We start from the raw sequence: 22,477 nt of genomic DNA, 5'->3' as shown, positions 1-22,477 counted from the left end.
CCTCCCGCCGACGACCGACCCGTGGAAGGGATTCCGGGGTGTGATGGCCGGCACGCTCGTGCTCGAAGCGATCGTCGTGCTGCTGGTGCTCCCGGTGATCGCGACGCTCGGTGGCGGACTGACGCCAGTGTCCACCGGATACGTCGTGGGGCTTGCCGTGTTGATGTTCCTCGGTGCGGGTGTTCAGGGACGGTCATGGGCGATCCCGTTCAACATTGTCCTGCAGGTTCTGACGGTGCTGGGGTTCTTCGTCGACCTCGCGTTCGGCGCGATCGGCATCCTGTTCTGTGTTGTCTGGGCGTACATCCTCTACCTGCGTAAAGACATCAAAGACCGTGAGCGACGGGGTCTGCTTCCCGGCCAGCGTGGCTGAACCACTACGCTGTCTCCGTGACTGAGCGGACCCTGGTACTCATCAAGCCCGACGGCGTCGCCCGCCGTCATGTCGGAGAAATCCTGTCGCGCATCGAGCGCAAGGGACTGAACATCGTGGCCCTCGAGCTGCGCACCGCCCCCGCCGATATCGCGGCGGCCCACTATGCGGAGCACGAAGGCAAGCCCTTCTACCCTGGCCTGCTCGAGTTCATCACCGGTGGCCCGCTGGTCGCTGCGGTGCTCGAAGGGCCGCGCGCGATCGCCGCGTTCCGGCAGCTCGCCGGCGGAACCGACCCCGTCGAGAAGGCCGTCCCGGGTTCGATCCGCGGCGACCTCGGACTCGAGGCCGGAGAGAACCTGGTCCACGGATCCGATTCCGTCGAATCGGCCGAGCGCGAGATCGCGCTGTGGTTCCCCGCGCTCGCGTCTGCGTAGACGCTCGACCTTCCGAACATGCGGAGCGGCGCCCTTCGGGGCGCCGTTGGCGTATCTGTGCATCTCTGTATGGGATACTGGGGGAGGTTGTACCGCACGAGCCCGCGCGGCACGACCGAAGACATCACGGATCGATGCCCGACATCGCTGTGGCCGAGGAACGCAGGAGATACCTCGCTCGGCCGCATGCTGGATGCACCGGCGCTCGATTTGCGATCAAGCCAGGCACCTCTCGGCCGTGCAGTGAAAACGGGCACCGAACGACCGAGTGATGCGAGACCGGAAGAACTCGCGCTCACTGCGCGAGTACACAAGCAGCGCCCCCGTGTGGCCGCTCACATCGCCTTTCCGCGGTGATGGACGCGCCCGGGGGTCTTAGGAGACTTACGTGGCCGATCAAGAGCCGCAGGAGAACAACTCAACCGAGGCGAATGCCCTGAACTTGCCCGCGAAGATCCGCGTGCACGCTCTTGCCAAGCTTCTCGGATTGACCAGCAAGCAGGTGATCGCCAAGGCGGCCGAACTCGGTACCGAGCTGCGCAGCGCCCACTCGACACTTCCCCGCGAGGCCGCGGAGGAACTGCACGCCGCGTTGAGCGGGCCGGCCGAACAGGCCCCCCAGGCGCAGGCAGCACCAGCCGACATCGTGGAGCCCGCAGAGGCGCCGGAGCCTGCCGAGGCGCCGGTCGTCGCAGAGACACCGGCACGCGAAGAAACACCGGCGGTGGACGGGGCGTCTACGGGCACCACCCTCGAGCTCGACGACACGAAGGACGCTGCAGCCACTGAGCCGTTTGCCGCTGCTTCCGTGGGTGGCCCGACCGGACTGTTCACCTCCCTCGAGCAGGACACACCGCTGTTCGAGATGCCCGAACCCGCGCCCGCTCCGTCGACCGAGCAGGTTGCCGCACCGCTGTTCCTCCAGCCGGAGACTCCCTCGGACGAAGAAGGCGAAACCCGTCCGCGCCGTCGCCGTGCCCGCCGTGGCACTGCGACGCCGGCTGCTGACGAGGCTGCTGTGCCCGCGGAAGCCGCCGCCGACACCGAGGCGGAGACCGAGGCAACCGCCGAGTCGACGGAGTCCGCTCCGGCCGAGGAGCGCGACGAGCAGGACGAGCATCCCCGTCGTCGTCGCCGTGGCCGCCGTGGCCGTGGCCGTGGCCGTGGTGACAGCGCCGAGAACGAGCAGCAGGACGAGTCCGCCGAGCAGTCCGACAGCGAGAAGTCGGACCAGGCGAAGTCCGACCAGACGAAGTCCGGAGACTCCGAGACCGGCGGCCCCGACGTGAAGGTTGCGGAGACCACCGCGGACGAGACCGCTTCCGGCGGTGCGGAGGACAGCACGTCCGACGAGTCCGAAGACAGCTCGGGAGACGAGACCCAGGGCGATGGCACCTCCCGGCGTCGGCGTCGTCGTCGGCGGCGGCGTGGTACCGGCGACACAGCCGAGGCCACCTCCGAGGACGATCCGCCCAACACCGTCGTCCACGAGCGGGAACCGCGCACCAAGGCGCGGGCCGGTAAGGACGAGGTCCAGGGCATCAGCGGGTCGACCCGCCTCGAAGCCAAGCGTCAGCGTCGCCGCGACGGTCGCGAGGCCGGGCGCCGGCGCCCGCCGATTCTCACCGAGTCGGAGTTCCTCGCCCGCCGTGAGGCGGTCGAGCGTGTCATGGTCGTCCGAGAGAAGATCGACGGACCGCACGTCGGCATGACCCAGGTGGCCGTGCTCGAGGACGGCATCCTCGTCGAGCACTTCGTGACCAGTGCCGGATCGGCCTCGATGGTCGGCAACATCTACATCGGTCGGGTTCAGAACGTGCTTCCCTCGATGGAAGCTGCGTTCATCGACATCGGCCGCGGCCGCAACGGCGTGCTCTACGCCGGTGAGGTGAACTGGGAGGCGGCCGGTCTCGGTGGCCAGTCCCGCAAGATCGAGCAGGCCCTCAAGCCGGGCGACCAGGTGGTCGTGCAGGTGAGCAAGGACCCGGTCGGTCACAAGGGTGCACGTCTGACCACCCAGATCAGCCTCGCCGGACGATTCCTCGTGTACGTGCCGGGCGGCTCGTCGACGGGTATCAGCCGTAAGCTGCCCGACACCGAACGCAAGCGACTCAAGGACATCCTCCGCGAGATCGTCCCGGCCGATGCCGGCGTGATCATCCGCACCGCGGCGGAAGGTGTCAGCGAGGACGAACTCGCACGCGACGTCGCACGCCTGCAGTCGCAGTGGGAAGCGGTCCGCGAACAGGCCGACAAGGTGCAGTCCGACGGATCGGGCCAGCCGAAGGCGTTGTACGAGGAGCCGGACCTGCTGGTGAAGGTCGTCCGAGACCTGTTCAACGAGGACTTCTCGAAGCTGGTCATCGAGGGTGAAAAATCCTGGAACACCGTCGAGAACTACATCCGAACCGTTGCGTCCGACCTCCTTCCGCGGGTGGAGCGTTACCGATCGGAGTCGACGGTCGATGTCTTCGGTGCACACCGGATCGACGAGCAGCTCGCGAAGGCGCTGGACCGCAAGGTGTGGCTGCCGTCCGGCGGCACCCTCGTCATCGATCGCACCGAGGCGATGACCGTGGTCGACGTCAACACCGGCAAGTTCACCGGAGCGGGCGGAAACCTCGAGGAGACCGTCACCCGCAACAACCTCGAAGCTGCCGAGGAGATCGTTCGGCAGATGCGCCTGCGCGACATCGGCGGCATGATCGTCGTCGACTTCATCGACATGGTGCTCGAGTCCAACCGCGATCTGGTGCTGCGCCGCCTCACCGAGGCGCTCGGGCGTGACCGCACCCGGCATCAGGTGTCCGAGGTGACGTCGCTCGGCCTGGTGCAGATGACGCGTAAGCGTCTCGGAACCGGGCTTGTGGAGGCGTTCTCCACCACCTGTGAGCATTGCCAGGGTCGTGGCATCATCGTGCATTCCGAGCCGATCGAGGCGAAACCTGCGGAGGATTCCGGACGGTCGTCGCAGGGTGGGGGATCGCGACGCAAGCGTGGCCGCGACAAGAGCAACCATCAGCAGGAACCCGTGGCCGAGCCCGTGACAGCGTCCCCGGCGCCTGCAACCGACCCGGAGGAGGCCGCCAAGCGCGCGGCGCATCCGGTGGCGCTGGCGATGGCAGCGCACCAGACGCACGACAAGCCTGCCGACGACAGCGACACGACTGCGGAGCCGACACCGGGCGCCGACAAGGCCGCCCCGGAGGAAGGCGTAGTGGTCGTGGAGAAGCCGGACGTCGAGGTGAAGCCGGAGCGGTCCTCCGAGGTTTCCGGTGAGCCCGTGGCGGATCTCACAGAGGGATCGAAGGCTCCCGCGGAGCCGGTGGAGCCGGAACACGGCGAGCAGCCCGAGCCTGTGAAGGCCGAGCCTGACACGGTCGCGGAGTCCGAGTATGCGAAACCCGAGGCCGAGCAGACCGAACCGGCTCCGCGCCGTCGGCGTGCCCGCCGGGTATCGCGGGCAGCGGCGGCACCGGTCGACGACGTTGCAGGTGAACCCCGGGTGTTCGTGGTGCCGGCGCCTACGTCCGAGGCCACTCCGGTGCCGGCAGTGCCGTCGAACGACGGAGCCGATGCGGTGGAGATCGTTCGCCGTCCCCGTCGTCGTCGCGCTGCAGGGCGGCCTGCGGGGCCGCCGGTCGACGCCGAGGTGTGACCCGCTGAAGCCGGGTCGGCGCGCGTCGATCCGGCTTCTGTCACACCTGGTTTGACCCTGGTAGTCACCTTCCCGTAATCTTGCACAGTCGCTACTCGGCGATACTGCCCAGCTGCGCCTGGATTCAGGAAGTCGGCGGGACCCGAGTCAGCAGCCACACCAGACCAGTCGTGTTGCAACACTGTGACGCGAGCACGTTCGAAGAAGCAAGGGGTAGCCGTCCGATGGCAACGTACGCGATCGTCAAGACCGGCGGTAAGCAGTACAAGGTCGCTGAGGGCGATCTCGTCAAGGTCGAGAAGATCGAGGGTGAGCCCGGCACGGCTGTCTCGCTTGCTCCGGTCCTCGTCGTCGACGGGTCCGCGCTGACCACCGACAGTGATGCGCTGGCCAAGGTTTCGGTCACCGCCGAGATCGTCGAGCACACCAAGGGTCCGAAGATCCGCATCCACAAGTTCAAGAACAAGACCGGGTACCACAAGCGCCAGGGCCACCGTCAGAAGCTGACGGTCGTCAAGGTCACCGGTATCAAGTAACTCGAACTTCGGCTTCACAACCCAGGAGGGTTCGTCATGGCACACAAGAAGGGCGCATCCAGCTCCCGTAACGGTCGCGATTCGAACGCACAGCGACTCGGCGTCAAGCGTTTCGGCGGGCAGTCCGTCAACGCCGGCGAGATCATCGTGCGTCAGCGTGGCACCCACTTCCACCCGGGCGTGAACGTGGGTCGCGGCGGCGACGACACACTGTTCGCCCTCGAGGCCGGTGCTGTCGAGTTCGGCAGCAAGCGTGGTCGCAAGACCGTCAACATCGTCCCGGTCACGGCAGACGCCTGAGTCAGCCGTCCGATAAGGACACCGCGAGAGCGTTCTCGCGACATACTCCCAATAGGGGCGGGCCAGGGTCGCACACCCTGACCCGCCCCTATTGTTGGTTTCATCGTTAGTTTTCGTTCGGAGAGAGGTCCACCCATGTCCCGTTTCATCGACCGGGTTGTGCTGCACGTCAGCGCCGGCAAGGGTGGCAACGGCTGCGCCTCTGTCCACCGCGAGAAGTTCAAGCCGCTCGGAGGCCCCGACGGCGGCAACGGAGGCAATGGCGGCGACGTCATCCTCGAGGTCGACGAGGGCGTGCACACGCTGCTCGACTTCCACTTCCACCAGCACGCGAAGGCGACGAACGGCGCGCAGGGTGCCGGTGGCAACCGTGAGGGCGCGAACGGAAACCACCTCGTGCTCAAGGTGCCGGACGGCACGGTGGTCCTCGACAAGGACGGTCATGTGCTCGTCGACATGATCGGGGCGGGCACTCGATACGTCGCGGCGCACGGCGGCCGTGGTGGTCTCGGCAACGCTGCGCTCGCGTCGCGCGCCCGTAAGGCACCCGGCTTCGCGCTCCTCGGCGAGGAAGGCCAGGAACTCGACCTCGTCCTCGAACTGAAGTCGGTTGCGGACGTCGGTCTCGTCGGGTTCCCCTCGGCGGGCAAGTCCTCGCTCGTCTCGGTGCTGTCCGCTGCGAAGCCGAAGATCGCCGACTATCCGTTCACCACGCTGGTTCCGAATCTCGGCGTCGTACAGTCGGGCGATACGACGTTCACCGTCGCCGACGTGCCCGGGCTCATCCCCGGCGCCAGCGAAGGGCGAGGTCTCGGGCTCGACTTCCTCCGGCACCTCGAGCGCTGCGCGGTGCTCGCGCACGTTGTGGACTGCGCAACCCTCGAACCGGGTCGCGATCCGATCTCCGACGTCGACGCTCTCGAAGCGGAACTCGCCGCGTACCAGCCGGCGCTGTCCGGCGACAGCAGCCTCGGTGAGCTCTCCGAGCGCCCCCGTATCGTCATCCTCAACAAGGCCGACGTTCCCGACGCCGCCGAACTTGCCGAGTTCGTCACGCCCGAGTTCGAAGCCCGCGGATGGCCCGTGTTCACGATCTCTGCCGTCAGTCGAGAAGGATTGCGCCCCTTGACCTTCGCCTTGGCGAAGATGGTCGAGGAGTACCGCGCGGCGCATCCACCGGCCGCTCCGGCGCGTCCTGTCATCCGTCCCGTCGCCCGCAACGAGACCGGCTTCAGCGTTGTCGCCGACCCGAACGAACCGGGCGGTTTCATCGTGCGCGGTACCCGGCCTGAGCGCTGGATCCGCCAGACCGCCTTCGACAACGACGAGGCCGTCGGCTATCTCGCCGATCGTCTCGCGCGGCTCGGCGTCGAGGACGAGCTGGTCAAACAGGGCGCCCGACCGGGTTGCTCCGTCACGATCGGCGACGTCAGCTTCGAATGGGAACCGCAGACCCATGCAGGTGTCGACGTGGTGCCCACGGGTCGCGGCACCGACTCGCGCCTCGATCAGACCGATCGCGTGGGCGCGGCCGAACGTCGTCATGCCAAGAAGGTCCGCCGCGGTCTCGCCAACGACGACGAGTTCTGAACCGAGGAGAACAGTGAGCGACACCCGCGGGGTCATCGCTTCCGCACGCAGCATTGTCGTCAAGATCGGATCGTCGGCCATCACGAGTCTGGCCGGCGGTCTCGACCGTGAACGCCTCGATCAACTCGTCGACGCCATCGAAGGGCGCATGCGGGCCGGCTCGAACGTCACTGTGGTGTCGTCGGGTGCGGTCGGTGCCGGGCTCGCACCGCTCGGTCTGACCTCGCGACCCCGCGACCTCGCCACCAAGCAGGCGGCCGCGAGTGTGGGACAGCTCGCGCTCGCGCATGCGTGGGGGACGTCGTTCGCCCGGTACGACCGCACCGTCGGTCAGGTGCTCCTCACCGCCGACGACATCGCTCGTCGGACCCAGCATCGCAACGCGCAGCGCACCCTCGACCGCCTCCGCTCGCTGGGCGCGGTGCCCGTGGTCAACGAGAACGACACCGTCGCGACGGTCGAGCTGCGCTTCGGCGACAACGACCGCCTCGCCGCGCTCGTATCGCACCTCACCAGTGCGGATGCACTCGTGCTCCTCTCGGATGTCGACGGGCTCTACGACGGCGATCCCCGTAAGGGGGGAGCGAACTTGATCCCGGAGGTCACCAGCCCGGAAGATCTCGACGGTGTCGTGGCCGGCTCGGGCGGTGCACTCGGAACCGGGGGGATGGCGACCAAGCTCTCCGCAGCCCGGCTCGCGGCCGACTCCGGGGTGCCGGTGCTGCTGGCCGCCGCATCGGACGCCGCACGGGCATTGAGCGCTGCCGATGTGGGCACCGCGTTCGCTGCGCGTCCCGAGCGAATGTCTGCCCGCCACTTCTGGGTTCGGCATGCGGCCGACACCGTCGGCACCCTGCACCTCGACGCGGGGGCGGTGCGCGCTGTTGTCGATCGTCGTAGGTCGCTGCTCGCGGCGGGTGTCACAGGGATGAGTGGCGGCTTCCATGCCGGTGACGTTGTCGCGCTCGTCGGCCCGGACGAACGCACTGTCGCGCGTGGTGTCGTGGCCTACGAGCCGAGCGAGCTCGACTTCATGATCGGATTCTCCACGCGACAGCTGCCTCAGGATCTGCAGCGACCGGTCGTGCATGCCGACGATCTGGTGCGCATCTAACGCTCCGTGAGCGCACTCAGAACTTCGGACGTGCCCGCGTCGACCTTCACCGTCGCGTGGACATCACCACGACTCGGGCCACGGTTCACGATCGCGACCGGGAGATCCCGTGCGACCGCGCGACGAACGAAACGTAGCCCCGACTGCACGGTCAGTGAACTTCCCGCGACGAGAAGCACATCCGCCTCGTCGACCATCTCGAAGGCCGCTTCGACCCGGGAACGCGGCACGATCTCACCGAAATACACGATGTCGGGTTTGAGCATCCCGCCGCACCGGTCGCAATCGACGACGACGAAATCACTGGTGTCGGCGACGACGGCGTCGGCGTCGGGCGCGACCTCGAGCCCGGTGACGCCATGCGCGCGCTCCGCGAAACCCGGGTTTGCTGTCGACAACCGCTCGTGCAGCGTGAACCGTGAGATGCGGCTCTCGCACGCAAGGCACCGGACCTGAGCGTACGAGCCGTGCAGGTCGATCACTCGACGGCTTCCTGCTTTCGTGTGCAGCAGGTCGACGTTCTGGGTGATGACGCCGAGGACCGTTCCGCTGTGTTCCAGTGCGGCGACCGCGCGGTGACCCGCATTCGGTCGTGCTGCATCCATGTGCCGCCAGCCGATGTGGTTGCGCGCCCAGTAGCGCTGGCGGAACACTGGGTCGCCCACGAACTGCTGGAACGTCATGGGATTGCGCGGCGGCGAATCGGGGCCCCGGTAATCGGGGATCCCGGAATCTGTCGACACCCCGGCTCCGGTGAGGACGGCGACGCGTCGCCCGTCCACGAGCGCATGCAACTTCTCGGACGGGTTCGTCACCGTCAACTCTCGGGTACCGAACACAGGCCCTCCTTCGCGGCCTCCATGTTATTCCTGCGTTGTCGTGTTCCTCCCTCGGGTGGGGAGCAGGGCCAGGACCGCGTCGATACTGTCGGCGTCGGCAGGAGACTTGTCGGGGCGATAGCGTAGAACCCGGGCGAAGCGCAGCGCGACACCACCCGGATAGCGGGAGCTGGTCTGCGCACCGTCGAGTTCGATCTCCACGACCAACTCCGGTCGCAGGTACACGGTGTGGTCGTCACGGTGGGATTCGAAGTCCGGAAACCGGGTGGTCTGCCATCGCAGCAGTTCGTCGGTCAGCCCTTTGAAGGTCTTACCGACCATGATCGGGGGGCCGCCGTCGGGGTCGCGGGCACCGAGGTGCAGGTTGGACAGGAATCCGGTGCGGCGCCCGTAGCCCCATTCGGCACCGAGGACGATGAGGTCGAGCGTGTGCTCGGGTTTGATCTTCTGCCAAGCGCTGCCCCGACGTCCGGCCAGGTACGGCGACGACAGGGACTTGGCCATGATGCCCTCGTGACCGCGCTCGAGCGCGGCGTCGAAGTGGGCGCGCGCGGCGGCCTGGTCCGGCGAGACCACCGCCGGAATCCGATGCACACCCGCGACACGCTCGAGGGAGGCAAGACGTTCGGACAGTGGAAGATCGAGCAGATCGACGCCGTCGAGATGGAGGCAATCGAAGAAGTACGGGCGGAGGAGGAGTTCGTGTGCGGTGCTCGCTCCGAAGCGGCTCATGGTCTCCTGGAACGGCCGTGGTCGCCCCGAGTCAGTGAGGGCGAGCGTCTCGCCGTCCAACACGACGCTCCGGCAGGGAAGCCTGTGAACGAGCTCGACGAGTTCGGGTACCGACGAGGTGATCTCGCGCAGAGTCCGAGTGAACACCCAGACCGAGTCGCCGCTGCGATGCACCTGGATACGCGCACCGTCGAGCTTGTACTCGACGCTACAGTCGCCGGCGAACTTGTCGAGTGCCGACTCGACAGACTCGGCGGGTACGGCCAGCATCGGCCGGACCGGACGGCCGAGCTCGAGCCGGAACGTGGACAGCGCGTCGAGCCCACCGGTGAACGCCGCGGCTGCCGCGCGGGGAAGTTGCCCCGAGAGCATCACCGCGCGTCGCACGGCGTCGGTCGGAAGCTCCGCGGTGGCCGCCACGGCGTCGGTCATGACGCCTTCGAGTGCGCCCTGTCGGAGCTCCCCGCCGAGCAACTGCATCAGGAAGGTCTGTTCGTACGCGGTTGCGCGGGTGAACAGGTCGGACAGCAGTTCATTTCTCAGTCCGGTCGATCCTGGGCCGGACAGGTCTGCGATCCGGTCGACGAGTGTGCCGACCTCCGCCACTGTCAGCGTCGGATCGTCGGCGGGCGCCGCCTGCAACGCCGTCAGTGTGCGGTACCCGACGCCGATGCGCCCTTGCGGCAGTACACCGGACAGCCACGACACCACAGGCTCGACCTCATCGGGGGTCACCTGCGCCAGCAGGGCTCGTAGGGCAGCCGTTTTGGTCTTCCTCGACCGGGTCGCGGCGACCGCTGCAGACGTCTCGACCACCTGTGTGAACAACACGGTTCGACGGTATCGCCGGACGGTTCTCGATGTCGGAGAATGCTGCCGGTATCAGTGCGGGCCGGAGCTCTTGGCGGCGGCGACGAATCGGCGAATCGCGTCGGAATCCTTCACCCCGCGCGATACTTCGACACCGCTCGAGACGTCGACACCCCAGGGGCGGACCGCAGTGATGGCGGCGGCGACGGTATCGGGGTACAGGCCACCGGCCAGCAGCCAGCGCCCGGTGGGCAGTGACGGCACTACCGCGGGGTCCCAGGATTCGCCACTGCCCGGTCTCGGTGCGTCCACCAGCAGCATGTCCTCGCCGAACGCGCCCGCAGTCAAAGGCTGGGCGGTGTCGGCGCCCACCGCGCGGATCAGCCGAGCGGAGTGCTCTGCGAGTGCGGTGAAGGACTCGACCGGGTAGTTGCCGTGCAGCTGGATCGCTCGGACCCCGGACACGTCGGCGAGCGCCCGTACCTCCGCGATCGATTGCCGGGCGAACACGCCGACGGTGAGTACGGTCTCGGGCACTCCGGCGGCCAGCTCGGCCGCCCGTTCCGGGGTGACCTTCCGGGGGCTCTCGGTCAGGACGAACCCGATGGCGTCGGCGCCGGCCGAGACGGCTGCCGCAACATGCTCGGGTTCCCGGAGACCGCAGATCTTGACGAACATGCACTGAACCCTACGTCGCCGTCGCTCAGCGGTGGCCCTGGGCGCTCCTCGATGTCGGCGAATGCCGTATGCGGAGCGCGGCCACGGGCGACCATGGACTGCGAGGAAGATCGACGACGGGAGTCGGGGAATGGGAGCAGCAAAGGGCTCGTCGACAGCTGTCGAGCTGGACGTCGGCGGCCGAACGGTGCGGATATCGCATCCCGAGCGCGTCTACTTTCCGGCGCTCGGCGTCACCAAGCTCGACCTGGCCCGGTACTACATGGCCGTGGGAGACGGCATCGTCCGCGCGCTGCGGGACCGGCCGTGCATGCTGCACCGGTTCCCCGATGGCCTCGCGGGTGACAAGGTCCATCAGAAGCGGCTGCCGCGCGGCGCACCGGATTGGGTGCAGACCGTCCGTGTGCACTTCCCTCGATACAACCGTGACGCCGACGAACTGTGCGTCACACATCTCGCGGATGTCGTGTGGGCGGTACAGATGTCGACGGTGGAATTCCACCCGTGGAACTCGCGTCGCGCAGATGTGGAGAAGCCCGACGAGTGGCGGATCGATCTCGACCCTATGCCCGAATGCGACTTCGGGAAGGTGCGACGTGTCGCGTCGGTGGTGCACGAGGTGCTCGACGAGCTGGGTGCGGTGGGGTGGCCGAAGACCTCGGGCGGGCATGGGTTGCACGTCTACGTGCGGATCGAGCCGAACTGGGGGTTCGACGATGTGCGCAGGGCTGCACTGGCTTTCGCGCGCGAAGTCGAGCGGCGCGCGCCGGGTGATGTCACCACCGCGTGGTGGCGCAAGGACAGGGATCCCACTGCGGTCTTCGTCGATTACAACCAGAACGCTCGCGACCACACGATTGCGAGCGCGTACTCGGTGCGCGGCGTTCCGGAAGGAACAGTCTCGGCGCCGGTGCGATGGAACGAGATCGGCGACCTCGAACCGCGCGACTTCACCATCGAGACCGTCCCTGGCCGATTCGCAGAACTCGGTGACCTGCATGCCCGAATCGACGACGCGTTCTCGCTCGATCGGCTGCTGGAATGGTCCGATCGGGACGATCGAAATGCACTGGAGAAGAATGGATCTCAGTAACCGGCGCTCACATCGATCACCGCGACAGGTTCGACGCCCGACGCGAACCGCGTGACGTTCTCGACCACCCGCTCCACGTAGGCGGGCACCCGAAGGGCCGGAGGATTCGAATCGTGAGGAGTGATCATCGCATTCGGCAGCGACCACAAGGGGTGCCCGGCGGGGAGAGGTTCGGGATCGGTGACATCGAGTCCGGCACCCGCGATCGTGCCCGCCGTCAGGGCACCGACCAGCGCATCGGTGTCTATGAGGCTGCCGCGCGCAATGTTGACCAGCCACGCGGTCGGCTTCATCGCGGCCAACTCTTCCGCGCCGACCAGCTGCTCGGTGTCCGGTGTGGCCGCTGCTGAGATCACGAAATGGTCTGCGAGCGGCCAGATCTCGTCGATCCGCTCCACCGGGAAGGTTTCGACTGCGCCGGGGACGGGACGTCCGCTGCGATTGACGGCCAGCGTCTGAGCGCCGAGCGACGCGAGCATCGGGATGAGGGCACGTCCGATCCCGCCTGCGCCGATGATGCCGATCGTCGCTCCGCGCAGTGTGCCCAGATGTGGATAGAACTCTTCGGGCGCCCATGAGGACGCCGCGAGATGGTGGGGGAGCGCCCGCACACCGGCGAGCAGCAACATCAGGGCATGTTCGGCGACCGTGGCGGAATACGCTCCGGCCGCGGACGTCCACAACACCCGCGGGTGCCGCTTGATGATGCCCTCCGTGAGCCAGTTCTCGACCCCGGCAGAAGACAGCTGCACCCAGCGCACCGATTCGGGAAGGGCCGCGGGAAACGTGTCCGGGCCGCTGGTCCAGATCAGTGCGTCGGGACTCTCCTCGAGGGAGACGGTGATCCCGCCTCCGCTCGCGACCGCCCGGACGAACATGTCGTCGGGCCGGGGGCCGACAGCAATGCGGGGCGAACGCTGAGTGGAAGCCATGGCCTCGACTCTATGCGTCCGCCCCGCATCGGTCACGCTGGGTGACCCCGATCAATCGGGTCGGTCAGGCAGTCTCTTCGACGATGAGCGGATAGACCCCGTTCTCGTCGTGCACCTCACGGCCGGTGACCGGCGGGTTGAACACGCACAGCATCCGCATACGGGTCTCCGGCTCGACACGGTGCCGCTCGTGTCCGTTGAGCAGGTACATCGACCCGGGGCCGATGTCGTACACGACATCGTTGTCGAGGTCGCGCAGCTTACCGGTGCCCTCCACCAGCCAGACCGCCTCGATGTGGTTGGCGTAGTGGAACTCGTTGATCGTCCCGGCTTCGATGGTCGTCTCGTGGAACGAGAAGCCGACCCTGTCACCGGCGAGCACGATGCGCTTGCTGCGCCACTGTCCATCCTCGGACGTGATGTCACGCTCGGTATCGGTGATTTCCTCGGTGGTACGCACGATCATGTGAAGCGATGCTCTTTCTACTGGTGAACTGGGAGACGAAGCAGGTCAGGAACGGACCTTGGCGGTGGCCTCGGCGAGGATATTCAGACCGTACTCGAGTTCGTCGTCGGAGATGGTCAGCGGCGGCAGCAGCTTGACGACCTGGTCGGACGGACCCGACGTCTCGGCCAGCAGCCCCTTCTCGAATGCGATGGCGCACACCTTCTGAGCATCGGACGGGTCTTCGAACACCAGCCCCTGGACCAGACCGCGGCCGCGGGTGGACACACCCTCGAACATGTCGGACAGGTTCATGAAGGTCTGGTGGATACGTTCGCCCTTGCGCAGCGTGCCGCGCTCGAGTTCGTCGTTGGTCCAATAGTGGTTCAGGGCCTCGGTCGCGGTGATGAACGACGGGCTGTTGCCACGGAAGGTGCCGTTGTGCTCACCCGGGCCCCAGACGTCGAGCTCGCGCTTGAACAGTGTGAGGGCCATCGGCAGGCCGTATCCGCCGATCGACTTGGACAGCGTCACGATGTCGGGGGTGATGCCGGCTTCCTCGAAGGAGAAGAATTTGCCGGTACGTCCGCAACCCATCTGAACGTCGTCGACGATGAGCAGGATCTCGCGCTCGGAGCACAGATCCGCCAGGGCGCGAAGCCATTCGGCGCGCGCGACATTGACGCCGCCCTCACCCTGCACGGTTTCGACGATCACCGCGGCGGGCCGGTTGAGACCACTGCCGGAATCGTCGAGCACGCGGGAGAACCACTGGAAGTCCTCGGTGACACCGTTGAAGTAGTTGTCGAACGGCATCGGGGTGGCGTGCACGAGCGGAACGCCGGCACCGGCGCGCTTCATCGAGTTGCCGGTCACCGAGAGTGCGCCCAGCGTCATGCCGTGGAATGCGTTGGTGAAGTTGATGATCGATTCGCGGCCGGTGACCTTGCGGGCCAGCTTGAGCGCGGCTTCGACGGTGTTGGTGCCGGTCGGGCCGGGGAACTGGACCTTGTAGTCGAGCCCACGTGGCTGCAGGATCACACGCTCGAACGTCTCCAGGAGATCGCGCTTGGCGGTGGTCATCATGTCGAGGCCGTGGGTGATCCCGTCCTTCATGATGTAGTCCACCAGGGCGGACTTGAGGATCGGGTTGTTGTGGCCGTAGTTCAGGGCCCCTGCACCGGCGAAGAAGTCGAGGTAGTCCTTGCCGTCCTCGCTCCGCAGCCAGGAGCCGGACGCGGTTTCGAATACTGTGGGCCACCCACGGCTGTAACTGCGGACCTCGGATTCGAGGTGCTCGAAGATATCGTTACCAGCGTGGGTGCCGGGCTTGTCTTCCAGGATGGTCATTTTCTCTGGTCCTCCTGTGATGAATTTCGATGGCGAACTCGGCACGGAATTCTCCGTAATGCCTGATCAGTCGCCGATCGTGTAAAGATCTTCCGCAAGATGTGAATCGGGAAAATCGTCGGGAGCGAACAAATCGGTTCGCGTGATATGAGTGCCACGGCGTCGTGCCAGGGCGGTGAACATGGCGATCGAGGCGGCGTTGTCGGGGCTGACGGTGGTTTCCAGCCGCGTCACACCGGACGGGCGGAGGCGATCCAGGAGCGCGTCGAGCATGCGCCCGGCGACTCCGCGACCACGCTGATCAGCGTCGACGGCAACCTGCCATACGAACAGTGTCTGGGGGGAGTCCTGCCTGCGGTAGCCGGTGATGAATCCGACCGGGCGGTCGGTCTCGTCCGTTGCGACAACCGATGTGTCGGCGAAATCGCGACACCACAGTACGTACGCATAACCGGAATTGACGTCGAGCACCTCGGAATCGCGGGCAATCTGCCACAAACGCTTTCCGTCGGATATCTGTGGGCTCCGAAAACTCAATTCAGCCGGTTCGGTCGTTGGGGTACTACTCTCCATAACGGGCTTCATAAGTAGTTCGAACCTAACAAGAGTCCGGATCGAAATCACCCCTTTGGTCCGAATCGGTGAGAGATTACCCGGGCTCTGCGCAGGTGAGGCGCCAGTTGTGAGGCCGGTCACAATTGTGTATCGGTTGGCGTTGCCGGAGCGATTACTTCGGGCTTGCCAGTGCGAACGGGAGGACGGCGTCTGCTCCCGCCGACGCGAGATGGCGCGCCGCCATCGTCAACGTCCACCCGGTGTCGGTCACGGCATCGACGAGGAGTATCGGTCCGTGATGCGCGTCGAGATCCACCGGCTCCCACGCGTCGACCAACGCGGCGATGCGGTACGCGGAATTGGCGGCGGTCACCGTGGGTTGTCCCGGGCGTCGTCGCAGCACCCCCAAGTTCTGCAGGCGTCCGAGTCGGGCGAGCTGCGCGGCGAGCGTCTCCACCAAGACCGGATGGTCGGCCGACTCCACGGCCATCACTGCGGTCGGGCGCTCGGCCCAGTCCCACGCCGCCAGCACGGCGACTGCGGCCTTCACGACGGATTCGGGCGCCTCGGTATCGGGACCGTCCAGCAGCGTTCGCAACCGCGGGCCCCACCCGAGATCGGACAGCCGGCCCAATACTCGTCCGGGCTCCGGCCCGTCGGTGATCTTCCCGGACAGCTTCACGCCGAGTGTGGACATGCCGGTGGGCCACTGCTTGCGGGGCGGTAGATCGACACCCGGGCGTTCGAGTCGGGTACGGGTGCGCTGTACCTCTTCGTCGTCGACTCCGGCGTCCCAGCGAATTCCGGTGCAGTTGTCGCACCGACCACACCCGGGCATATCCGGGTTCGTCTCGGGGTCGTCCAGCTGGCGCCGCAGGAAGACCATCCGGCAACCCGTGGTCCGCTCGTACTCGAGCATCGCCTCCTGCTCGGCCGCACGCGCCGCCTCGAGGCGGGCATAGCGTTCGGCGTCGTACTCCCATGACTGCCCGGTCGCGATCCAGCCCCCCTTGACGCGGCGCACCGCGCCGTCGACATCGAGGACCTTGAGCACCATCTCGAGCCGGGACCGATTGAGGTCGACACGGGGCTCGAGTGCCTGCGTGGACAGCGGGCGCTCATCATCCAGCGCGCCGATCACGCGGCGAACCAGCGATTCCTCCGGGAACGCGACCGAAGCGAACCACTTCCATATCTGGCGGTCTTCACTGCCGGGCATGAGGATCACTTCGGCGCGATCGGTGGATCTGCCCGCGCGCCCGACCTGCTGGTAGTACGAGATCGGCGACGACGGGGCGCCGAGGTGCACCACGAACCCGAGGTCGGGTTTGTCGAAGCCCATCCCGAGCGCAGACGTGGCGACCAAGGCCTTGACGCGGTTCGCGAGGAGATCGGCCTCGAGTTGTTCACGCTCGGCGGTATCGGTCTGCCCGGTGTATGCGGCCACGGTGTGTCCGTGCTCGGCGAGCAACGACGCGAGGTCGCGTGCTGCGGACACCGTCAGCGCATAGATGATGCCCGAGCCGGGGAGCTCGTGCAGGCGTTGTGCAAGCCATGCGGCGCGTCGTGCAGGCTCGTCGATCCGGACCACCGACAAGTGCAGTGACGGCCTGTCGAGCCCACCTCGCAGGACCAGTGTGTCGTCGCTGCCTGCCCCCACACCGAGTTGGGTAGCGACATCCGCGACCACCCGGTTGTTCGCGGTCGCCGTGGTGGCCAGGACCGGGATGCCCGCTCCGAGTTCTGCGACCAGCGTGCGGATACGCCGATAGTCGGGTCGGAAATCGTGGCCCCAGTCCGATACGCAGTGCGCTTCGTCGACCACGACGAGTCCGGCATCACGGGCAAGTGAGGGCAGGACCTGGTCGCGGAAGTCCGGATTGTTGAGTCGCTCGGGGCTGACGAGCAGGACGTCGACCTCGCCGTCCGCGATGCGCTGATGGATGCCGCCCCACTCGGTGACGTTCCCGGAGTTGATAGTCGCGGCGTGCACGCCTGCCCGCTCGGCGGCCTCCACCTGATTGCGCATCAGAGCGAGCAGCGGAGAGACGATGACGGTGGGCCCGTGGCCGTGCGCGCGGAGAAGCTTGGCGGAGATGAAGTACACCGCGGACTTGCCCCAGCCGGTGCGTTGCACCACGAGAGCGCGACGACGGTGCACCACGAGCGCCTCGATCGCCGTCCATTGGTCGTCGCGGAGTGTCGCCCCCGGCCCGGCCAGTTCGCCGAGCAGGCGTTCGGCCTCGTCGCGCAGATCGATCATCGCAGTGCCCATGCGCCCATCGTGCCCGACGGGTCCGACGCCCACCCGTCGTGCACGGAACAGGAATGGAGCAATCGGGAGGCCACCTACTTGCTGTACGTTACGGTGATCTTGTTCCCTCGGGTACGGGTAGTGTGATCCACCGATCTTTAGCGCCGCTAAACTGCCTGCATGTCGATGAGCTCTGCCCCCACCGCTCCGGTCTCCAGCACGGATCGGATCCGGAACCGAGAATTCCGCAAGAAGATCGTCTCGGCGGAGGAGGCAGTGCGGCACATCCACCGTGGGGATACCGTGGCGATCAGTGGTTTCGCCAGCGCCGGCACCCCGAAAGCCGTCACCTGTGCGCTCGCCGAGCGCATCCGTGCCGCCCGCGCGGCCGGTGACGAGTTCGCCGTCGATCTGCTCACCGGTGCGTCGGTCTCGGCGGACACCGAGCGTCTGCTCGCCGAGACCGACGGTATCGCTCTACGGATGCCCTACCAGGCCGAGCCGACCGCTCGGGCCCGCATCAACGACGGACGCATCGACTACGTGGACATCCACCTGTCGCACGTCGCACAGCAGGTGTGGGAGGGCTGTTACGGCAACGTCGACGTCGCGGTGGTGGAGGTTGCCGGAATCACCGAGTCCGGGGAGTTGATACCCGCGACATCCGTCGGCAACAGCAAGACCTGGCTCGATGTGGCCGAGAAGATCATCCTCGAGGTCAACTCGTGGATTCCGGAGGGACTCGCGGGTGGCCACGACATCTACTACGGCACCGCGCTGCCGCCGCATCGCACACCGATCCTCCTCACCGATGTGGACGACCGGATCGGGCAGCCCTTCTTCCGGGTGGATCCCGAGCGTGTCGTCGCCGTGGTGGAGACCGAATCGCCCGATACCACCGCGAAGCTGACACCACAGGACGCGACCAGCGACGCCATCGCTACCCACGTTCTGGACTTCTTCCGTCACGAGGTCCAGGCCGGACGTCTGCCCGCCGATACGCTCCTGCCCCTGCAGTCGGGCATCGGGAACGTCGCCAACGCGGTGCTCGCAGGGCTCTCCAGCGGCCCCTACCGTGGACTGACCTGCTATTCGGAGGTCATCCAGGACGGCATGCTGCAGCTCATCGACGACGGTACGGTGCGCTTCGCCTCCTCGACGGCATTCGCGCTGTCGGCAGAAGGGCTCGACAAGCTGGTGCGGAACATCGATTTCTACCGTGAGCACATCCTGCTCAGGCCGCAGGAGATCAGCAACCATCCGGAGATCGTCCGGCGCCTCGGAGTCATCGCGATGAACGGAATGCTCGAGGCCGATATATACGGCAACGTCAACTCCACCCACGTGATGGGGACACGGATGATGAATGGGATCGGTGGTTCGGGAGATTTCGCCCGCAACGGTTACCTCTCGATGTTCCTGAGCCCCTCCACTGCGCGCAACGGTGCAATTTCCTCGATCGTGCCGATGGTGCCGCACATCGACCACACCGAGCACGACGTGCAGATTCTCGTCACCGAGCAGGGGCTCGCGGACCTGCGTGGACTTGCACCGCGCCGTCGTTCGCGGGTGGTGATCGAAAAGTGCGCACACCCCGACTACCGCGCGGAGTTGACCGATTACGTCGAGCGCGCCGAAGCAACCGAGGGTGCGGGTCACACTCCACATCTGCTCGGGGAAGCCTTCGGATTCCACCAGCGGTTCCAGCAGACCGGAACCATGCACGCGCGCTGATCGCGCCGGCTCAGGGACCCTCGATCGGAGCGGGGTCGATCTCCTGCTGAGGTAGGACTTCTATCACGGCCGCCGAGATGTCCTGCAGAGGAGTCGCGCCCGAGCCGTTCGGGACCGTCAGCGCGACGTAGACCGGACGGTCCACTACATACCACGTGCTGGCATCGATGCCCTGCTCGGCGCCCGACACCTCGAACCACTGCACTCCGTCGATGATCTGCAGCGCGGCTGCCTGATCGAAGTCGGCGGGCCGGTCGAGACCGCACCGCAGGACGACCTCGGACGCGTCGGGAGCCTGCCACGCTGCCGCCCCGACCGGGGCGGGATCGGCCAGCTCCGCGCGGGCGAAGTCGCCCATGTCCTCGGGGAGCGCGCCGAGCAGGTCGGAGCACGAGGTCGATTCCGCTTCCGGTGCGGGAACCGGCCCCAGCCCCACCGGACTTGTCACGGGATCCCGCGACACCATGACGGCCGCCAGGACGATCCCGGTGAGCAGCGCGACGGGAAGCGCGACCGCGGTGGCGATCATCGCGGGGCTGCGGCGGGGCTCGTCAGCGGCGCTCTCGGGGACATCTGTCGCGGTCGGGTCGGGTTCGGGCGCAGAGTTGTCGTTCATCTATTTCCCGGAATCGGAGAGTGAGCGGGTAGGAAGGTTCCGTTTGACCGGAGTGGGTCGCGCGCAGGCCCAGCCTTCAGGCCGGTGATAGCGCATCAAGATTTCATGACAGAAGCACATTGTATTCTGTCACGCATGGCATCGAAGGTGGTGAAGCGGGCATACAAGTACCGCTTCTATCCCACGGACGAGCAGCGCGAGCAGCTCGCCCGGACCTTCGGCTGTGTGCGGTACGTCTACAACCGGGCGCTGGACGAACGCTCCCGCGCCTGGTCGCGGGAACGCAGGAACATCACCCACGCCGAGACGGACAAGATGCTCACCGGCTGGAAGTGCGATCCCGAAACGGAATGGCTCACCGAACCATCCAAGGGTCCGCTCCAGGCCGCGCTGCGGAATCTTCAGGGCGCGTTCGACAAGTTCTGGCGCAAGCAGGCGAGCTACCCGACGTTCAGAAAGAAGGGTCGCTCGAAGGACTCGGCGACCTACTTCTCGAACTGCTTCACCTACCGGGACGGGCAGATCAAGCTCGCCAAACAGGCGGAACCGCTGGACATCCGCTGGTCTCGCCTGTTGCCCGAGGGAGCGGTTCCGTCGCAGGTCACCGTGTCTCGCGACGCTCGGGGTCGGTTTCACATCTCGATCCTGGTCGAGACCACGATCACCGAGCACGGCCCGACCGAGGTCATGGTCGGACTCGACGCCGGGATCACCAGCCTGTACACCCTCTCTACCGGGGAGAAGATCCACAACCCGCAGCACGAGAAGAAGGACCGCGCGAAGCTCGCCGCGGCGCAACGCGCACTGGCGCACAAACAGAAGGGATCGAACAACCGGGCCAAGGCGCGCGACAAGGTCGCCAGGGTTTACGCCCGCATTGCCGACCGGCGCCGGGACCATCTTCACAAGCTCTCCACTCGACTGGTGCGCGAAAACCAAGTGATCGCCATCGAGGACCTGAGCGTGCGGAATATGGTCCGCAACCACAGTCCCGCCCGAGCTGTCTCGGATGCGAGCTGGTCGAGCTTTCGGTCGATGCTCGAGTACAAGGCCGACTGGTACGGCCGGGCGGTCATCGCGATCGACCGGTTTTACCCCTCGTCCAAGACCTGCTCGGCGTGCGGGCGCATCGTGGACGCGCTGCCGTTGGATATTCGGGAATGGACTTGCTCGACATGCGAGACGGTCCACGACCGGGACCACAATGCCGCGAAGAACATTCTTGCCGTCGGACTGGCGGTGCAAGCCTGCGGAGATGGTGTAAGACCTCGTCGCGCATAAGCGCAGAGAGGCAGCCTCGATGAAACAGGAATGCCCTGTCGTAAGTCAGGGAATCTCTCGCCTTCAGGCGGGAGAGGAAGTCAAGACGCTAGCAGGGCATGCACTCCGCCCGACCACAGCCGATCGAGAAAGAGGCGCCAGTCACCGTGTCGGATCCGATCGGTTCGTTCAGCAGCCCCGGGCGGGAACCCACCGTTGCCGAGGTGGGGGAGTTTCCCACGATCGCCCGGGCGGTCGCCGGTCGGCGACAGCCCACCACCACGCTGGTGGGACCGGGACACGATGCCGCGATCGTGGCGGCGGCGGACGGCCGGGTCGCGGTGTCCACCGACATGCTCGTCGAAGGCCGACATTTTCGGTTGGACTGGTCGTCGCCGCAGGACGTGGGACGCAAGGCAGTTGCGCAGAACGGTGCTGACGTCGCCGCGATGGGAGCGCGACCTGTCGCGTTCCTCGTGGGACTCGGCTGCCCGCCCGACACTCCGGTCTCAGTGCTCGACGGGATCTCCGAGGGCATCGGTGAGGCAGCCGAAGCGATCGGCGCAGGCGTAGTCGGGGGAGACCTCGTTCAGGCCGAACAGGTGGTCGTCGCCGTCACCGTCCTCGGCGATCTGGAGGGACGCACACCGCTGCTGCGCTCGGAGGCACGCGCGGGTGACATCGTCGCGCTCGCCGGCACCACCGGAGCGTCCGCGGCGGGACTGGCCCTGCTCGCGGCCGAGCACACTGGATTCACCGACCTCGTCGACATCCACCGGGTTCCGTCACCGCCCTACGAGGCCGGCGTCAGCGCCGTACTCGCCGGGGCACGTGCCGGCACCGACATCTCCGACGGTCTGCTCGCCGACCTCGGACACATCGCGGCCGCATCGGGCGCCGGGATCACCGTGGAACAGCACACCCTCGAACCCGGGCCGCGCCTGAGAGCCGCGGCGGGGGAACTCGGAACCGACCCGTGGACCTGGGTGTTCACCGGCGGCGAAGACCACGCCCTTGCCGCGTGCTTCCCGCCCGAGGCGGAACTGCCGGACGGATGGCGCCGGATCGGCCGCGTACACGACGGCAGCGGTGTGACGGTCGACGGCCGGAGCTGGGACGCACCGGGTGGGTGGGAGAGTTTCGGGTCCGCGAACTCGAGATAGGTTTTTCC

General features: G+C 66.7%; 20 protein-coding genes. 11 read left to right on the top strand and 9 right to left on the bottom strand.

Annotated features, from left to right (window positions below):
- Window positions 1-43 precede the first annotated feature (43 nt).
- The 7 genes from Q7514_RS03415 to proB all read left to right on the top strand — a co-directional run bounded on the left by Q7514_RS03415 (window position 44) and on the right by proB (window position 8,008).
- The gene (locus Q7514_RS03415) at window positions 44-373 is read left to right on the top strand and encodes a DUF4233 domain-containing protein (protein ID WP_132470785.1); all 330 of its coding nucleotides are present in this window, start codon (window positions 44-46) and stop codon (window positions 371-373) included.
- 17 nt (window positions 374-390) lie between these two features.
- On the top strand, window positions 391-810 hold the full coding sequence (ndk, locus tag Q7514_RS03410) for a nucleoside-diphosphate kinase (RefSeq protein ID WP_330131821.1): 420 nt from the start codon (window positions 391-393) through the stop codon (window positions 808-810).
- Between the two features lie 388 nt (window positions 811-1,198).
- Window positions 1,199-4,468, top strand: a complete 3,270-nt coding sequence (locus Q7514_RS03405; protein ID WP_330131820.1) for a translation initiation factor IF-2 N-terminal domain-containing protein — start codon at window positions 1,199-1,201, stop codon at window positions 4,466-4,468.
- A gap of 224 nt (window positions 4,469-4,692) precedes the next feature.
- A complete protein-coding gene (rplU, locus tag Q7514_RS03400; RefSeq protein WP_054720120.1) occupies window positions 4,693-5,004 on the top strand; it encodes a 50S ribosomal protein L21 in 312 nt (103 codons plus the stop codon).
- 36 nt (window positions 5,005-5,040) lie between these two features.
- Window positions 5,041-5,304 (top strand): 50S ribosomal protein L27, encoded by a 264-nt coding sequence (rpmA, locus tag Q7514_RS03395; protein WP_054720124.1) that lies wholly within the window; start codon window positions 5,041-5,043, stop codon window positions 5,302-5,304.
- Window positions 5,305-5,439: 135 nt separating this feature from the next.
- Entirely contained in the window at window positions 5,440-6,894 is a 1,455-nt protein-coding gene (gene obgE, locus Q7514_RS03390) for a GTPase ObgE (RefSeq protein WP_330131819.1), read from the top strand.
- Window positions 6,895-6,907: 13 nt separating this feature from the next.
- On the top strand, window positions 6,908-8,008 hold the full coding sequence (gene proB, locus Q7514_RS03385; RefSeq protein WP_330131818.1) for a glutamate 5-kinase: 1,101 nt from the start codon (window positions 6,908-6,910) through the stop codon (window positions 8,006-8,008).
- On the opposite strand, the gene Q7514_RS03380 is transcribed toward proB, so the two are convergent.
- The 3 genes from Q7514_RS03380 to Q7514_RS03370 are packed head-to-tail and all read right to left on the bottom strand — an operon-like array spanning window position 8,005 to window position 11,067.
- Complete coding sequence (locus Q7514_RS03380) at window positions 8,005-8,847, bottom strand: Sir2 family NAD-dependent protein deacetylase (protein WP_330131817.1); 843 nt, start codon at window positions 8,845-8,847, stop codon at window positions 8,005-8,007. The two genes, proB and Q7514_RS03380, sit on opposite strands and share 4 nt — an antisense overlap.
- A gap of 24 nt (window positions 8,848-8,871) precedes the next feature.
- A complete protein-coding gene (locus Q7514_RS03375; protein ID WP_330131816.1) occupies window positions 8,872-10,410 on the bottom strand; it encodes an ATP-dependent DNA ligase in 1,539 nt (512 codons plus the stop codon).
- A gap of 51 nt (window positions 10,411-10,461) precedes the next feature.
- Window positions 10,462-11,067, bottom strand: a complete 606-nt coding sequence (locus tag Q7514_RS03370; protein WP_330131814.1) for a phosphoribosylanthranilate isomerase — start codon at window positions 11,065-11,067, stop codon at window positions 10,462-10,464.
- Between the two features lie 130 nt (window positions 11,068-11,197).
- On the opposite strand from Q7514_RS03370, the gene ligD reads away from it, so the two are divergent.
- Entirely contained in the window at window positions 11,198-12,160 is a 963-nt protein-coding gene (ligD, locus tag Q7514_RS03365; RefSeq protein ID WP_330131813.1) for a non-homologous end-joining DNA ligase, read from the top strand.
- On the opposite strand, the gene Q7514_RS03360 is transcribed toward ligD, so the two are convergent.
- From Q7514_RS03360 to Q7514_RS03340, 5 genes are all read right to left on the bottom strand, one after another.
- Entirely contained in the window at window positions 12,154-13,092 is a 939-nt protein-coding gene (locus Q7514_RS03360; protein WP_330131812.1) for a D-isomer specific 2-hydroxyacid dehydrogenase family protein, read from the bottom strand. The genes ligD and Q7514_RS03360 overlap by 7 nt on opposite strands.
- Before the next feature lie 64 nt (window positions 13,093-13,156).
- Window positions 13,157-13,558 (bottom strand): ectoine synthase, encoded by a 402-nt coding sequence (locus Q7514_RS03355; RefSeq protein WP_330131811.1) that lies wholly within the window; start codon window positions 13,556-13,558, stop codon window positions 13,157-13,159.
- Between the two features lie 45 nt (window positions 13,559-13,603).
- Entirely contained in the window at window positions 13,604-14,887 is a 1,284-nt protein-coding gene (gene ectB, locus Q7514_RS03350) for a diaminobutyrate--2-oxoglutarate transaminase (RefSeq protein ID WP_330131810.1), read from the bottom strand.
- A gap of 66 nt (window positions 14,888-14,953) precedes the next feature.
- Window positions 14,954-15,472: a diaminobutyrate acetyltransferase gene (gene ectA, locus Q7514_RS03345; protein ID WP_330131809.1), complete on the bottom strand. Its 519-nt coding sequence runs from the start codon at window positions 15,470-15,472 to the stop codon at window positions 14,954-14,956.
- A 142-nt stretch (window positions 15,473-15,614) separates the two neighbouring features.
- Window positions 15,615-17,717, bottom strand: coding sequence for a RecQ family ATP-dependent DNA helicase (locus Q7514_RS03340; protein WP_330131808.1), 2,103 nt, complete (start codon window positions 17,715-17,717; stop codon window positions 15,615-15,617).
- 165 nt (window positions 17,718-17,882) lie between these two features.
- Here Q7514_RS03340 and Q7514_RS03335 point away from each other — a divergent pair, with 165 nt between their 5' ends.
- Window positions 17,883-19,430: an acetyl-CoA hydrolase/transferase family protein gene (locus tag Q7514_RS03335; RefSeq protein WP_408016028.1), complete on the top strand. Its 1,548-nt coding sequence runs from the start codon at window positions 17,883-17,885 to the stop codon at window positions 19,428-19,430.
- 10 nt (window positions 19,431-19,440) lie between these two features.
- On the opposite strand, the gene Q7514_RS03330 is transcribed toward Q7514_RS03335, so the two are convergent.
- A complete protein-coding gene (locus Q7514_RS03330) occupies window positions 19,441-20,046 on the bottom strand; it encodes a DUF3515 domain-containing protein (RefSeq protein ID WP_330131806.1) in 606 nt (201 codons plus the stop codon).
- Between the two features lie 135 nt (window positions 20,047-20,181).
- On the opposite strand from Q7514_RS03330, the gene Q7514_RS03325 reads away from it, so the two are divergent.
- Complete coding sequence (locus tag Q7514_RS03325) at window positions 20,182-21,327, top strand: RNA-guided endonuclease InsQ/TnpB family protein (protein WP_330131805.1); 1,146 nt, start codon at window positions 20,182-20,184, stop codon at window positions 21,325-21,327.
- Window positions 21,328-21,425: 98 nt separating this feature from the next.
- On the top strand, window positions 21,426-22,469 hold the full coding sequence (locus Q7514_RS03320) for a thiamine-phosphate kinase (RefSeq protein WP_330131804.1): 1,044 nt from the start codon (window positions 21,426-21,428) through the stop codon (window positions 22,467-22,469).
- Window positions 22,470-22,477: the final 8 nt, after the last annotated feature.

This window comes from Rhodococcus artemisiae (assembly GCF_036327795.1).
GTDB lineage: Bacteria > Actinomycetota > Actinomycetes > Mycobacteriales > Mycobacteriaceae > Rhodococcus > Rhodococcus artemisiae.
The sequence above is the reverse complement of the archived record's forward strand: the minus strand, read 5'-3'. Positions and strand labels throughout refer to the sequence as shown.